Source organism: Streptomyces winkii (assembly GCF_032248595.1).
GTDB classification, from domain to species: domain Bacteria; phylum Actinomycetota; class Actinomycetes; order Streptomycetales; family Streptomycetaceae; genus Streptomyces; species Streptomyces winkii.
This window is the reverse complement of sequence record NZ_JASTTH010000005.1, coordinates 679,535-691,967: the sequence shown is the minus strand read 5'-3', so window position 1 is coordinate 691,967 and position 12,433 is coordinate 679,535. Positions and strand designations below refer to the sequence as shown.

Sequence of the window (12,433 nt, the reverse complement as noted above, 5' to 3'; positions counted from 1 at the left end):
CCGGGCGGCCTTCGGGCGCGGGCGGCGCGAGCCCGGGCACGGGGGCTCGCGGTCAGGTGGCCGACTTGACGGTGATGGAGCCGTTGGTCGTCGTCAGATCGAGGCTGTTGTCGCCGGACGGGTCGTTGCGCAGGCCGATCTTCTTGTGTCCGTTGCTCGACCTCGCCGACACCTTGTAACTGCCGTGCGGCGCCGTGACGGAGACGGCGCCGTTCGACGTCCTCGCCCGTACGTCCTGCGGCGTGCTCAGCCTGAGGTCGATCGCGCCGTTGGACGTCTCGGCCCGGATGCGTTCGCCCTTCAGGCCGCGGCCGTTGATGCGGCCGTTGGTCGTACGGACGCCGACGGCGCCGTCCACGTCGTCGAGGTCGACGGCGCCCGAGTCGGTGTGCACGTCCACCCTGCCGACTCCGGAGAGGTTGATGCCGCCCGACGAGGTGCCGCCGCTCACCGGCACCCGCGGCGGCAGGTCGACCCGGTAGCTCACCCGGCAGTCGTCGCCGCAGCCGCGGAGCACGAGCACACCGTCCTCCACCCTGAACGTGCGCTTCCTGGGCTTGTCCCCGTCGAACTCGATGGTCCGCTGCAGGGTCGTCCGGGTGACGGTCTGCTTGCTGCGCAGCCTGACGGCGCCCGAGCTGCTGTCCAGGCGCACCGCCTTGATCTTCCCCGGCAGCTTCGAGCTGTCCTCGACCGTCTCCCCAGGGATCAGTCCGCACGCCCCGAGCGTGCCCGCGCCGATCCCCGCCGCCGCGACCGCCCCGAGGAGGCGGATATGCCTGCGCATGATGTTCTCCCCGTTTTCGTGGAGGGTGGAGGCTGTCGCCGTCCTCCGTGAGCCTTCGGACCAGTGCCCGACGAGGCTATGGCACCCGCCGCGAGACGGCGGTGAGGCGAACCCCCGCATCCCCCGCCGGGTTGTCCCCGAGGGCGTCACCGGCGGCGAAAGCGGGGCCGGACGGCCGGGCTTGACCTTGTCCTTGGGGGAAGCCGGAGCATCGGGCGGGCCGGGCGAAGGGCCCGGAATCAGAGAGGGGGCGGGCATGCGAGAGCACGCGAATCCGGACGCGAGCGCGGCCGAGGGCCTGCTGACGATCGGGGCGTTCGCGAAGGCGTCGCGGCTGTCGCCCAAGGCGCTGCGTCTCTACGACGAGCTGGGGCTGCTGCCCCCGGCCCGCGTCGACCCGGCGTCGGGCTACCGCCTCTACGCTCCCGCGCAGCTGGAGCAGGCCCGGCTCGTGGCGTGGCTGCGCCGCATCGGCATGCCGCTGGCCCGCATCCGCGAGCTGGACGGGCTGGACGGGCCCGCAGCCGCACGCGAGATCCGGGCCTACTGGGCGCGCGTCGAGAACGACGTCTCCGCCCGGCGGGACCTCGCCGCCTTCCTCATCGACCATCTGTCACGGAAGGACACCGCCATGCCGCACACCGACGGCCCATCGCCGCAACAGGCAGAACCTGCACGGTTCGGAGGACCCGCACAGCCCGCCTCCGCCTCGCCGCCCGCCTCCGCCTCGCCGCTCGCCATCCGCTACGCCGCGCTCACCGACGCCGGACTCGTACGGAAGAGCAACCAGGACGCCGCGTACGCGGGTTCGCGCCTGCTCGCCGTCGCCGACGGATTCGGAGGCAGCGGCGGGCCCGCCAGCTCCGCCGCCGTCGACGCGCTCAAGCGGCTGGAGGAGGGCGACCTGCCGCCGGGGGAGCTGCTCAACGCCCTCGACGAGACCATCGCGCGCGCCGACCGCGCGGTGGGCGAGGTCGTGGCCTCGGCCCCCGGCGGGGACGAGGCGGGCACGACGCTGACCGCGATGCTGTGGACGGGGTCGCAGCTGGCCCTCGTACACATCGGGGACAGCCGCGCCTACCTGCTGCGCGACGGCCGCTTCTTCCAGATCACCCACGACCACACGCTCGTGCGGTCGATGGTGGACGAGGGCCGGATCAGCGAGGAGGAGGCGGCCTCGCATCCGCAGCGTGCGCTGCTGATGAGGGCGCTCGCCGGGAAGCCCGAGGACAGACCGGACGTGCGGCTCCAGGACGTACGGGCCGGTGACCGCTTTCTGCTGTGCTCGGACGGGCTGACGTCCGTCGTGCCGGACGAGCGGATACGGCAGGCCCTGGCGGAGACGGGCGAGCCTGAGCCGACCGTCCGCGAACTGGTCGCCCTGGCCCACCGGTCGGGCGGGCCCGACAACGTCAGCTGTGTCGTCGCGGACGTGGTCGAGCGCGAGCGGTAGGCACCGGCAGCACCACGGGGAGCGGTACGGACCGGGCCGGGCGCCCGGCCCGGTCCGTACCGGTCAGCCGAAGGCCCGGGTCACGCGCGCTCGCCGAACAGCTCCAGCAGCTCCGTCTTCTCGAACATCCGCGCCGTCTCCACGGCCGACGGCTCCCCCGCCCGCGGATCGGCGCCGCCCGCGAGGAGCACCCGTACGACCTGGTCCTCGCCCTTGAAGACCGCGCCCGCGATCGGCGTCTGCCCCTTGTCGTTGGGCCTGTTGGGGTCCGCACCCCGGTCGAGGAGCGCCTGCACGGCGGGGGCGTGACCGTGGTAGGCGGCGAGCATGAGGAGCGAGTCGCCCTTGTCGTTGGTGAGGTTCGCCGGTACGCCCGCGTCCACGTAGGCCGCGACCGTGTCGGTGTCGCCGTGCCGCGCCAGCCCGAAGATCTTCTGGGCGAGCTCCAGCACCTCGGGGTCGTGCGCGGGCTCGTCGCTCTCGGGCATGGGGGCGTCGCTCATCGCGTCCTCCTCGTGCTGCCAGGGCCGTGTGCCGGGCACCGTGCCTCTGCTGCCCACCTTACGTACGGTTCACCGCGTGCCCATCTCCGCGCATCGCACCCTCCCGGTGACGGCGCTCGTCGTGCTCAGACGTGGGCGCGGGGGTCCACGATGACGACGACGTCACGCAGGGTGTCGACGATGTGCTCCGCGCCCGCCGCGCGCAGCTGCTCCGCCTTGCGCTCGTTGCGCGCATAGCCGAGGAAGGCCACCCCCGCGGCGCTCGCCGCCTCCAGATCGCGCGGCGCGTCCCCGATCATCAGGGCCTCCTGCGCGGGAGTGCCGGTGGACTCCAGGGCGCGCAGCAGGCAGTCCGGGTCGGGCTTGAGGCACAGGGCGCCCTCGGCGTTGCGCCCGTGGATGCGGCCGGCGAAGAGCTCACCGGTCTGCCGGGTCTCCAGATAACGCTCCACCGCCTGCTGCGAGTTGTTCGTCGTGACGGCGAGCTGCCTGCCGGTGGCGGCGAGCGTACGGACGAGGGCATCGGCGTACGCGGTGGGAAACGCACCGGGCGCCGCCTCCACCTCCTCCTCGGTCAGCGCACGCTCGATGTCCCGCGCGATGCCGCGCTCGACTAGATCCGGCTGATCGAAGGCGGCACGGAGTATCTCCAGCGGATCGGCGGTCTCCGGCAGCCAGTCGTCCCCCCGGCTGTCGCCTGCCACGACGACGTTCCGCAACCGCTTCGCGATGGCGGCCGAGGGGCGCCCCTGGAAGAGGTGGCAAATGGGCCCGTCGAAGTCGAAGAGCACGGCTTTCGCGCCTTCGATGAGTTCGCGCAATTTCACTCCTCGTCCCAGGTCCATGGCCATGGTGGACCCCAACTATCTCCTGCGGGGGACGAGGCGTACAGCGCGCAGGCGGCCCGGCAGCCCCTGCTGCTCCCGGTGCCAGGACCGCAGGGCCTGTCGCACTGCGGAGTGATCGGGGCCCGCGTCCTGCTTGAGCGCCTTCCGGGCGCGCGACAGCGCCCGGTGCACCGAGACCGCGGCCACATCGAAGTCCTTGTCGGTCGCAGCGACGGGCAGCTCGCTTGCCGCGCGAATGGTGTCCGGGAACACGGACTGCGCGTGCTCGAAGTCGACGTAGATGCGGAAATCCTCGTCCATTCCCACAAGCCGGTCCTCACGGCCACGCACGCGCATCTCTTGCTGCCAGAGCTGGATCAGACGCCGGCGCTCTTCCTCGGAGTACTCCATCCGCACGACGTGGGTCGCCAGATCGTGCAACGGGTCTCCGAACAGCGCCAACTCCCAGTCCACAAGGGCGAGGTCGCCGTTCTTGCACGTGAGCAGATTGCCCCGGTGGATGTCGCAGTGCAGCAGTGAGTAGGGGCGGGGCCGCAGCAGTTTGGCCTCGCGGGTGAACCTTTCGACCGCGTCGTCCGGGATTCCCAGACGACGGAACAGAGAGCCGAAGCGCGGCCGATTGCGGACGTACACCTCGTTGTGGGCGAAGGTCGCGAGGTTCTGGAGAAACCGCGTACTGTCGCCGTCGGTCTGCCAAGCCTGCGGTAGCTCCGGCAGATCGCTCGCAGGGATCTCCCCGAGTGCTCCGAAGAGCGCGGCGATCCTGCGCAGGGTCTCGTCCTCGACGGGCGCACCGCGGAGCGCGTCGGCCAGGGGCACGCCCTCGACGTATGTGTGCAGGGCGCGGCTTCCGTATGTGAGGAGGACGTGGGGCACATACGGCAGGTGAGGCCGGACTGCACGGAGAACCGCCGCCTCGTCCCACACCCGTGGGAGGACCGGGACCGTTCTCCGCCTGGTGCGGAACTTGCCGAGCCGACCCGGTGACACCCGCACTATCGACGCGAGCGGCTCGCGCAGTGCCACCACGTGATTGTGGTGATGGTGCCCCTGGAGGAAGAAGGCAGAGGGGCACCGCCGGTGCCGCTCGAAGTGCCATTGCAGACGGAACCAATTCCGGAGGCGTTGGAACGACGTTGTGTCCGGATCCGGTTGGGCGGCCTCTGAAGACGTTGTCCCTGCACATGGGCCGGACGGAGCGGCATCGGCCTCAGAAGGGGAAGTAACAGACATGCGCGCCGCCGGATGGTGTTTCAGGGGAACGTGAGGGCGCTGAGACTATCGCTTCCAGGGTGATGGCGAAGCCGACGGGCATCAGTCGGAATCGAGCCGCGTGGCGATGGTCGACCACAGGGAGTCGAACCAGGCCTGGGCGTCCTGCACCAGGGCGACGTCCTGCTTGTCGTTGCCCTTCGCACCAGAGAAGCGGAAGAGAGAGGTATCGAAGCCCAGCACGTCGAAGATCTGGAGCTCCTCCCCCCTGTAGGTCACCTGGTCGGACACCACCCGGTAATAGCCCATCAGCGCCTCGGTGCCGTTGAGGATGTAGAGCTTCTGCAACGGCGTCGCGGCCACTGTCTTTATCTCGCACGAGACTTCGGGAACGTCGTATCTGTCCCGGAAGGTGTTGAGGCTCATGCGCAGCGCTGTGGCCCAGGTCCGCTGGATCTCGTGCAGACGGTCCAACGGGCGCCGGTCGTCCGGATCGTCGACGAGACGGGGCAGGGCGAGGTATGCCTCGGGATGAGGAATGATGACGCGGACCGTGATCGAGCGGGGCCGGAGCGTGCCGTCGACGATGGAGCGGTGCGGACGGGCGAGGGCGTTGTTGAGCGTCTCCGTCGTGAGCGAGTACGTGTCGATCGTGACGTCCTCGGCACGGAACGCGTCGTAGAGGCGTTCCGCCAGCTCGGTGCCGGCCGGCTTCGGTGCCGCCTGGGACGCGCCCGGCTGGGCGACTGTGGGCGGGGCGCCGCGGCCGCTCTCCGCGAGGAGGCCGTGCTGCTTGAGCTCCTGGAGGGCCTGGCGGACCGCGGTGCGGTTGACGCTGAACTCGTCGGCCAGGTCCTTCTGCGTGGGGATGCGGGTTCCCGGGGGCAGCTCGCCGGAGTCGATTCGCTCACGTAGCGCGGTGGCGACCACTTCGTGCGGTGGGTGTGGTGCGCCTTTGGCGGGGCTCGTCCTGTTCACACCAAGACCGTACAACTTCCCGCCAAGCTCCGGGAGTTGTAGGTCAACTGTTTTCAATCTCCGGCCAAGTGGGCAGACTTCGAATAAGTTGGCGGACAACTTCGCACAGATGGCAGACAAGTTCAGGAGAATTTCGCCAAGTAGGCGCAGCTGCCCGGCAACACAGAGCGCTCCGGTTCCCGCCTGTCCGACGACGTACGGGCCCGTGCTCGACGAAGGGGGATTGCCATGCCTGTGTTCGCTCTCGCCGTTGCGGCCGTAGTGATCGGACTCGAGCGCCTTGTGGAATGGCAGTTCGGTGCCCTGGGGGTCATCGGTTGCGTACTGCTCAGTGTCGGTGTGAAGGCCAAGAACGTCACATGCAGCTGCATGGGGGCGGTCGTGCTGACGATGCTGATCGTCTGACCCACGCGGCGCGCGGTTTCCCATCCCACGCCATCAGCCGCGCGCCGCGTGTTCCCTTGTACGCCGGTACGGTGCCCGCTCGTCAGAAGACGTCCGGGCACCACGCGCGGCGTGACGTACGGAAGAGGCTGTCGGCCGACTGGGCGGCGCCCTCGCGGCGTTCCTCCACGCGGCCCAGCGACGCGAGCCGTACCGCCGACTCGTCGCCGAGGAAGAGCGTGCCCAACTCGGCCACGTCCAGGGCGAGATCGGGACTCTCGTGGGTGCTCTTGCACGTGGCGCCGTCGGGCCCGGCCTCCAGCCGGTAGCGTCCGCTCGCCAGGCCCGCCGCATCGTGCAGTTCGAGGACGAGCGCGCCGCCGACGGGATACGAGCGGCCCTCCAGCATGCGCGGCACATCGAGCGGCCGCAGCCACAGGAAGTCCGCGAGGGTGTCCAGCCGGGCCGCGCGCGGGTCGGGGAGCAGCAGCGGCAGGACGTCGTCGGGGGCGCGGAGCCCCGTACGTACGCGTGAGACCCAGTCGATCGAGAGCACGAAGAGCCACAGCGCGCGCTCGGCACCGGGTGTGAGGGCCGTGAGGCACTTCACCTCGGCGGTGTTCTGCGGGAGCTTGGCCTCCCAGCGCTCGCGCACCGTCCAGGAGACGAACCCCTGCGGCTCGCCCTGCGCGTCGCGGTGGACCGCGTGGAAGGGCGGGACGAACTCGTCGGCGGGGAAACGCCGTTGGCCCGTGAGCCCACGCCACCAGCGCTCGGGACGGTCGATGACGCCCTGCCGGTGCGGCTGCCCGCGGTACCGCTCGTGCAGCGCGGGGCCGATGCGGCGTACCTCCTCGCCGTCCGCGAGATCGATGCGCCCGCCGTCACTCGGCCCGGAGTGGCGCTTGTCGAGGCCCGCACGGGCGACGTCCACCTCCCACTCCGCGGCCCAGGAGGCCGGGCCGAAGCCGTGGTGCCCGTAGATCGGATACTCGGCCGAGACCAGGGAGGCGAAGGCGTCGCCGCGCTCCTTCGCGGCGGTGAGGGCGCTGCCCATCATCCGCGTGAGCAGGCCGCGGCGCCGGTGGGTCGGGGAGACGGTGACGTTCGTGACGGCACACGAGGCGAGGGCCGCGCCGCCGGGGACGGTCAGCTGGTGGGAGAACGTACGGAACGTGCCCACGCACCTGCTTCCGTCGAACGCGCCCTGGGTGCGGGCGAGTTCGATGTCCCGGCCCTTGACGGCCGCCTCTTCCTCCGGCGCGGCGTTGCCGCGCAGAAAGCCGACGGAGAGGGCCCGGAACCACTCGGGCAGCTCGTCGTGGGAGGTGAGGGTGCGGATCTCCAGGGCCATGACGGTCACGCTATGCGGCGCCGCGGCCGCGCCGCATCCGGATTACCGGCCCGCCGCGGCCCCCGGTCCGCGCCGCCCGGGCAGGCACGCACCGCCTCAGAACGCCGCGCGCACCTCGCCGACCCGCCGGCCCCCGCCCATCAGCGGGGAGTCGGCGATCCGGTCGAGCACGGGGGAGTCGACGCCGAGCAGCGCGAGCGTACGGGCCAGTACCGGGCCGACCGCCCGGTTGCCGCCGTCGTGGATCTTGAAGGCGAGCGCGCGGCCGTCGGGCAGCGCCGCCGCCTGCACCGACTCCGCCCCCACCTTCGCGATCGCCCCCGGCACCTCGCGCATGAGCCAGGTGTCGATGCGCCGCGTGCCCGCGACGTACTCGGGGTGCGCGCGCATCGCCCCGGCGACGCGGCCCTCGGGGCTGTCCGCCGGTGCGAGCGCGAGGGCGCGGAACGCGCGGGCCAGCCCGGCCGGTGTGATCGCCATCAGGGGCGCGCCGCAGCCGTCCGTACCGATGTGGGAGACGCGGTCGCCGGAGAGGGATTCGAGGGTCTCCGCGATCAACTGCTGGAGCGGGTGCGAGGGTTCGAGGTAGGTCTCCACCGGCCAGCCGGCCGCCGCGCAGGTGGCCAGCATCGCGGCGTGCTTGCCGGAGCAGTTCATGGCGACCCGGCTGCGGGCCGCCTCCGCCGAGCCCGCGGCGGCGATGGCATGCGAGGCCTCGTCCTGGTCGACGGGCAGCTCGGGGGGGCACTGGAGGAGGTCTTCGCCCATCCCGTTCTCGGCGAGCACCTTGCGTACGAGATCCTGATGGAACGGTTCTCCGGAGTGGCTCGCGGCGGCCAACGCCAGCCGCGGGCCCGAGAGTTCGAGTCCCGCCCTCAGCATCGCCGCGGCCTGCACGGGCTTGTTCGACGAGCGGGGGAAGAAGGGCGCGCCGGGATCACCCATGGACGACTCGACGCTTCCGTCGGCGGCGAGCACGATCAGCGAGCCGCGATGGTGCCCCTCGACGAAACCGGAGCGTACGACTTCGGCCAGTACGGGGGGTATCTCGGACGGCATGGGGCGGGGCCTTTCGGATCGGCGGCCTTCCCCCTCGCCTCGACCGGCCGCCTCTCAAGTCACGAGAAGGGCCAGAGCGTCAGGGATCAGGGGAGCAGGTCGTCAACTTGCGCTTCGCCCTCACGGTACCTGCGCGCGATCTCCCTGCTGCACCCGTCCGCCGTGCGCTGCATCACCTGCCGCTGCCGCGAGACGTGCTGCTCGTATCCGACGAGGCGGGCCATCGCCTCGTGCAGCTCCTCGTCCGTACGCGCGGTGAGGTTGCTCAGCTCGACCTGCGCCAGCATCTCCTCGGCGAGGGAGCGGTATTCGTCGCTCTGCGGCGTGCCGAGCGTCACGTGGCGCGCGGACGTGCGGTGGCTGGAAGGGCCGTCGGCCAGGATCTGGGGGAGCAGGTCGAGCAGCTGCGAGCCGGGGGCGCTGCGGCGGGCGAGCTCGGCGCGGAGGATGTCGATGCGCCCCTGGAGGAGCCGGCGCACATAGCTCAGCTCTCCCTCCTCCTGCTTGGCGTCGCGCAGGAGGGTACGCAGTTCGGGCAGCCGCAGCCCGTGCAGATCGGGGACGTCGGCCTCGGCGGCGGCGTCGGCCGGGGCAGCCGCGTCGCCGGCCGCGGTCGTGGCCGGGCCGGTACGGGCGGCCGGCAGATCACCGGGCGTACGGGCGGCGCCGGTTGCGCTCATGGACGATGTCCCCTTCATCCTTATTGCCGCAATAGCGGTGAGAGCAGCGGTACGTACCGCCTGTACGCATCGTGCCACTGCGCGGGGCTCCCGCGCAGCGATCTCACGCCCATCCGGCCCATGGGAACAGAACGCCGAGCGGCACGGCATGATGGCTGCCATGCGAGCAGTGGTGCAGAGAGTCGACGGCGCGAGCGTCGTGGTCGAGGGACGTACGGTCGGAGAGATCAAGGGCGAGGGGCTGTGCGTACTCGTCGGAGTCACACACGACGACACACCCGCGAAGGCCGCTCAACTCGCCCGCAAACTCTGGTCGGTGCGGATTCTGGAGGACGAGAAGTCCTGCTCGGACCTGGGTGCGCCGCTGCTCGTCATCAGCCAGTTCACGCTGTACGGCGACGCGCGCAAGGGCCGCCGCCCCACGTGGAACGCCGCCGCGCCGAGGCCGGTCGCGGAGCCCCTCGTGGACGAAGTGGTCGCGCAGCTGCGGCAGTTGGGCGCCGAGGTGGCGACGGGCCGGTTCGGCGAGCAGATGAAGGTGTCGCTCACGAACGACGGCCCGTTCACCGTGCTCCTGGAGGTCTGACGGGGCCTGTGTCCCCCGGCCCGCTCAGGGACGCGGTTCGCCGGGGTAGTGGCCGAACGACCAGAGGTTGCCCTCGGGGTCGACGACGGTGAATTCGCGGTTTCCGTAGTCCTGGTCGGCGATGTCCCGCGTGAAGGTCACGCCGGCCGCCTTCACCCGCTCGTACAAGGCGTCGACGTCGCTCGTGACGACGTAGCAGCCGAACGTGCCGGGAGGCCTGCTCCACTCGCCGTCCGGCTTGTGGGAGCCGAACATGACCCCGCCGCCCTCGGGCCAGTCGAGCTGGCAGTGGGCGACCTGGTCGCCGTCGGTGTAGACGGCGGTCCGGAGGAAGCCGATCTTCTCGACCAGGAAGTCGATCATCGCGTGCGCGTCGCGCGCCTGGAAGGCGGGCCAGACCGTCGGCGCGGGGGCGGCCCGGCCCGCGGGGTTCGGGGTGCCGTCCGTGCTCACGGTGCTGCCGGTGTTCGTCTCGGAGTTCGTCATGTGTCCCACTCTTCGCCGTTGCGGTGCCCTCCGGCTTGGATATTCCGGTGCTCTTCGGCGACCCACCCGCTCGGGCTGAGGCCGGTGTACTGCCGGAAGTCCCGGACCAGATGCGAGTGGTCGTAGTACCCGCAGCGCGCGGCGATCTCCGACAGTCCCCCTGGGCCTTGCAGCCCAGGTGGGGGTCCCCCCAGCGAAGCGAGGGGGAGTACCCCCGCCCGCCGCCTTCCCCCGCCGCCCGCGACCGCGCAGGTCACCTCCTGCCGGGCCCGCTCGAAGCGCATCAGCCGGTTGATCTGCTTCGGCCCCGCCCCCACCTCGCGCCGGAAGAGAGTGGTCAACTGCCGTCGGCTGAGCGCCACATGCCGCGCCATCTCGTCCAGCGAGCCCGCGCCCCGGTGACAGGTCATCCACCTCCACGCCTCGGCCACCTCGGGCCGCACCTCCGCGCGGCGCCCCTGGTCCAGCGCCCGCCGCCGCAGATACTCCGTGAGGATCGAGAAGCGCTCCCCCCAGCTCTCCCGCTCACGCAGCAGCTCGTGGACGTCCACCGCCGACCGGCCCAGAAGCGACGCGCCGTCCCCCGCCGTCAGCGTCAACTCGGCCGCCGGCATGCCGAACAAGGCCCGGGCCGCGAGCGGGTGCACGGCCAGCTGCACGCCCGTCTCGCGCGACGGCTGGGCGATGTACACGGGCCGCTGATGCAGACCGCCGACGATGATCTCCTCGCGATAGGCGTGCTCTCCGCGCGCCTGCTCCGGGGTATCGCCGCCCACCACGGGGCCGTCGAGGGAGAAGATCAACGTGAGGTAGGGGGCGGGCAGGCCCCGGTGCAGCTGGGGAGCGGCGCCCTCCGAGCGGTAGCCGACGGTCGACGCGACCATCGCACCGAGCGTCCGCGGCCCCCGTACGAACTCGTACGAGGCCGCGCCCGGCGGTACGGCCGTCTTCTCGCCGCCCTCGTCGAAGGCCATGCGGCCAGTCTACGCAGGCCAGGCCCTACCACACCTCGCGCGAGCGGGCGGAGCCGGGCAGGGGCCGGGTGGTGAGCCGGGCGGAGACCGGAGCCCGTCAGGGGGCGACGACGACCTCCTGCGCCGCCGCCGTCGCGTCCTCGCCTACCGTCAGCGCGGCGTCCAGCGGCACGTTCCGCTTCACCAACGCCATGGCGATCGGGCCGAGTTCGTGGTGCCGGGCGGAGGTCGTGACGAAGCCGATCTTGCGGCCGTCCGGCCCGTCCTCGGCGAGGCGCACCGCGTCGCCGTGCACGGGCAGGCGCACCTCGCTGCCGTCGAGGTGCAGGAAGACGAGCCGGCGCGGGGGCCTGCCCAGGTTGTTCACGCGCGCGACCGTCTCCTGGCCCCGGTAGCAGCCCTTGTCGAGATGCACGGCCGAGCCCAGCCACCCCAACTCGTGGGGAATCGTGCGGTGGTCGGTCTCCATGCCGAGCCGTGGCCGGTGGTCCTCGACGCGCAGCGCCTCGTACGCGAGGAGGCCGATCGCCGGAGGGCCCGACTCGGCGAAGGACTTGAGCGCCTCGCGCGGCAGGAAGAGGTCGCGCCCGTGCGCGGTCTCCCGTACGACCGTCCCCTCGGGCGCCTCGGCGATGGAGCCGGCCGGCAGGTGCACGACCGCGAACTCCTCGGTGCGGTCGGCGATTTCGACGCGGTAGAAGAAGCGCATGCTCTCCAGGTACGCGATGAGCGCGCCCTGGGTGCCGGGCTCGGTGTGCATCCACGTCGTCTCACCGTCGTCGACGAGGTAGAGCGCGTGCTCGATGTGCCCGTGCGCCGAGAGGATCAGGGCCTCGGTGGCGTGCCCCGGCGGGAGTTCGCTGACGTGCTGCGTCAGCAGCAGATGCAGCCACGAGAGCCGGTCCGCGCCGGAGACGGTGACGACCCCGCGGTGCGAGAGGTCGACGAAGCCGTCGCCCTCGGCCAGCGAGCGTTGCTCCCGGAACAGGTCGCCGTAGTGCGCGGCGACGCCTTCGTCCTGGCCCTCGGCGGCGACGGCGCCGGGAAGCGAGAGGAGAGGGGAGTTCATGCGGCATCACCGGTCGGAGGGGAAAGACGACGGCTGGGGGTACCACTGCCGGTACCACCC

14 protein-coding genes are annotated in these 12,433 nt (G+C 71.5%); 3 read left to right on the top strand and 11 right to left on the bottom strand.

Features of this window, described 5'->3' with window-relative positions; translation table 11 throughout:
* Positions 1-52: 52 nt before the first annotated feature.
* Positions 53-787 (bottom strand): DUF4097 family beta strand repeat-containing protein, encoded by a 735-nt coding sequence (locus QQM67_RS18715; protein WP_314175051.1) that lies wholly within the window; start codon positions 785-787, stop codon positions 53-55.
* A gap of 256 nt (positions 788-1,043) precedes the next feature.
* On the opposite strand from QQM67_RS18715, the gene QQM67_RS18710 reads away from it, so the two are divergent.
* Positions 1,044-2,240 (top strand): MerR family transcriptional regulator, encoded by a 1,197-nt coding sequence (locus tag QQM67_RS18710; RefSeq protein WP_314175050.1) that lies wholly within the window; start codon positions 1,044-1,046, stop codon positions 2,238-2,240.
* Positions 2,241-2,320: 80 nt separating this feature from the next.
* On the opposite strand, the gene QQM67_RS18705 is transcribed toward QQM67_RS18710, so the two are convergent.
* The 4 genes from QQM67_RS18705 to QQM67_RS18690 all read right to left on the bottom strand — a co-directional run bounded on the left by QQM67_RS18705 (position 2,321) and on the right by QQM67_RS18690 (position 5,781).
* Positions 2,321-2,743, bottom strand: a complete 423-nt coding sequence (locus QQM67_RS18705; protein WP_314175049.1) for an ankyrin repeat domain-containing protein — start codon at positions 2,741-2,743, stop codon at positions 2,321-2,323.
* 125 nt (positions 2,744-2,868) lie between these two features.
* The gene (locus QQM67_RS18700; RefSeq protein ID WP_314175048.1) at positions 2,869-3,564 is read right to left on the bottom strand and encodes an HAD family hydrolase; all 696 of its coding nucleotides are present in this window, start codon (positions 3,562-3,564) and stop codon (positions 2,869-2,871) included.
* Between the two features lie 42 nt (positions 3,565-3,606).
* Complete coding sequence (locus QQM67_RS18695) at positions 3,607-4,824, bottom strand: phosphotransferase family protein (protein WP_314175047.1); 1,218 nt, start codon at positions 4,822-4,824, stop codon at positions 3,607-3,609.
* Between the two features lie 81 nt (positions 4,825-4,905).
* Positions 4,906-5,781: a winged helix-turn-helix domain-containing protein gene (locus tag QQM67_RS18690; protein WP_314175046.1), complete on the bottom strand. Its 876-nt coding sequence runs from the start codon at positions 5,779-5,781 to the stop codon at positions 4,906-4,908.
* Between the two features lie 228 nt (positions 5,782-6,009).
* Between QQM67_RS18690 and QQM67_RS18685 the strand changes: the two genes are divergently transcribed.
* Complete coding sequence (locus QQM67_RS18685) at positions 6,010-6,186, top strand: hypothetical protein (protein ID WP_314175045.1); 177 nt, start codon at positions 6,010-6,012, stop codon at positions 6,184-6,186.
* A gap of 82 nt (positions 6,187-6,268) precedes the next feature.
* Here the strand turns inward: QQM67_RS18685 and QQM67_RS18680 are convergent, their stop codons facing one another.
* The 3 genes from QQM67_RS18680 to QQM67_RS18670 form a co-directional block, all read right to left on the bottom strand.
* On the bottom strand, positions 6,269-7,519 hold the full coding sequence (locus QQM67_RS18680; RefSeq protein WP_314175044.1) for a GNAT family N-acetyltransferase: 1,251 nt from the start codon (positions 7,517-7,519) through the stop codon (positions 6,269-6,271).
* Between the two features lie 96 nt (positions 7,520-7,615).
* Positions 7,616-8,578, bottom strand: a complete 963-nt coding sequence (locus QQM67_RS18675) for an asparaginase (protein ID WP_314175043.1) — start codon at positions 8,576-8,578, stop codon at positions 7,616-7,618.
* Positions 8,579-8,664: 86 nt separating this feature from the next.
* On the bottom strand, positions 8,665-9,258 hold the full coding sequence (locus tag QQM67_RS18670; protein WP_314175042.1) for an RsiG family protein: 594 nt from the start codon (positions 9,256-9,258) through the stop codon (positions 8,665-8,667).
* Between the two features lie 160 nt (positions 9,259-9,418).
* Here QQM67_RS18670 and dtd point away from each other — a divergent pair, with 160 nt between their 5' ends.
* Positions 9,419-9,844, top strand: a complete 426-nt coding sequence (gene dtd / locus QQM67_RS18665; protein ID WP_314175041.1) for a D-aminoacyl-tRNA deacylase — start codon at positions 9,419-9,421, stop codon at positions 9,842-9,844.
* A 24-nt stretch (positions 9,845-9,868) separates the two neighbouring features.
* Here the strand turns inward: dtd and QQM67_RS18660 are convergent, their stop codons facing one another.
* The 3 genes from QQM67_RS18660 to ygfZ all read right to left on the bottom strand — a co-directional run bounded on the left by QQM67_RS18660 (position 9,869) and on the right by ygfZ (position 12,373).
* Positions 9,869-10,330 carry a VOC family protein gene (locus QQM67_RS18660; RefSeq protein ID WP_314175040.1) on the bottom strand — a complete coding sequence of 154 codons (462 nt, stop codon included), beginning with the start codon at positions 10,328-10,330 and terminating at the stop codon, positions 9,869-9,871.
* Positions 10,327-11,304, bottom strand: a complete 978-nt coding sequence (locus QQM67_RS18655; RefSeq protein ID WP_314175039.1) for a helix-turn-helix transcriptional regulator — start codon at positions 11,302-11,304, stop codon at positions 10,327-10,329. The genes QQM67_RS18660 and QQM67_RS18655 overlap by 4 nt, the downstream gene beginning before the upstream one ends.
* Before the next feature lie 97 nt (positions 11,305-11,401).
* Positions 11,402-12,373, bottom strand: a complete 972-nt coding sequence (gene ygfZ / locus QQM67_RS18650) for a CAF17-like 4Fe-4S cluster assembly/insertion protein YgfZ (RefSeq protein WP_314175038.1) — start codon at positions 12,371-12,373, stop codon at positions 11,402-11,404.
* Positions 12,374-12,433: the final 60 nt, after the last annotated feature.

Excerpts from the sequence above, each read along its gene's own strand:
- QQM67_RS18705 (WP_314175049.1), bottom strand. The coding sequence starts at position 2,743 with ATGAGCGACGCCCCCATGCCCGAGAGCGACGAGCCCGCGCACGACCCC.
- QQM67_RS18695 (WP_314175047.1), bottom strand. The coding sequence starts at position 4,824 with ATGTCTGTTACTTCCCCTTCTGAGGCCGATGCCGCTCCGTCCGGCCCA.
- QQM67_RS18710 (WP_314175050.1), top strand. The coding sequence starts at position 1,044 with ATGCGAGAGCACGCGAATCCGGACGCGAGCGCGGCCGAGGGCCTGCTG.
- ygfZ (WP_314175038.1), bottom strand. The coding sequence starts at position 12,373 with ATGAACTCCCCTCTCCTCTCGCTTCCCGGCGCCGTCGCCGCCGAGGGC.
- QQM67_RS18670 (WP_314175042.1), bottom strand. The coding sequence starts at position 9,258 with ATGAGCGCAACCGGCGCCGCCCGTACGCCCGGTGATCTGCCGGCCGCC.
- QQM67_RS18680 (WP_314175044.1), bottom strand. The coding sequence starts at position 7,519 with ATGGCCCTGGAGATCCGCACCCTCACCTCCCACGACGAGCTGCCCGAG.
- dtd (WP_314175041.1), top strand. The coding sequence starts at position 9,419 with ATGCGAGCAGTGGTGCAGAGAGTCGACGGCGCGAGCGTCGTGGTCGAG.
- QQM67_RS18685 (WP_314175045.1), top strand. The coding sequence starts at position 6,010 with ATGCCTGTGTTCGCTCTCGCCGTTGCGGCCGTAGTGATCGGACTCGAG.
- QQM67_RS18660 (WP_314175040.1), bottom strand. The coding sequence starts at position 10,330 with ATGACGAACTCCGAGACGAACACCGGCAGCACCGTGAGCACGGACGGC.
- QQM67_RS18655 (WP_314175039.1), bottom strand. The coding sequence starts at position 11,304 with ATGGCCTTCGACGAGGGCGGCGAGAAGACGGCCGTACCGCCGGGCGCG.
- QQM67_RS18715 (WP_314175051.1), bottom strand. The coding sequence starts at position 787 with ATGCGCAGGCATATCCGCCTCCTCGGGGCGGTCGCGGCGGCGGGGATC.
- QQM67_RS18675 (WP_314175043.1), bottom strand. The coding sequence starts at position 8,578 with ATGCCGTCCGAGATACCCCCCGTACTGGCCGAAGTCGTACGCTCCGGT.